General features: G+C 41.2%; 1 protein-coding gene. It reads right to left on the bottom strand.

The annotated features are described in order from the left end of the window. On the bottom strand, window positions 1-203 hold a 203-nt coding region (locus tag AC23P2_RS31295; protein ID WP_487776820.1), incomplete at its 3' end, for a recombinase family protein. Window positions 204-379 lie beyond the last annotated feature (176 nt).

Genomic DNA, 379 nt, shown 5'->3' on the forward strand with positions numbered 1-379 from the left:
CGCCCGAGTCGGTCGAGTTTATAAACGACGACGACATCACCCGTGCGAACAAAGTCAAGCATTTTCAAAAGTTCAGGGCGATCCGACTTGGCTCCTGAAGCCGTTTCGGTGAATACATGTTCACAGCCAGCTTTGGCGAGAGCATCGGTTTGTAAATCGAGGGATTGGTCTTTGGTACTGACGCGGGCGTAACCAATTTTCATAGATTGTATAGTTAATATGGATAAAATTTAAAATTAACTATACTTTGATAAATAGACAATAACTATTGACTTTTTGGGGCAAAAAAGGGCATTTGACCTAGTGTCCTGCTCCCGTAAGGTGTAACCATTTAAAATTGGAGGGAATTTCTTAGGTTTCACAATCAAAATGGTAAAAC

Source organism: Runella sp. R0.1_18 (assembly GCF_057652155.1).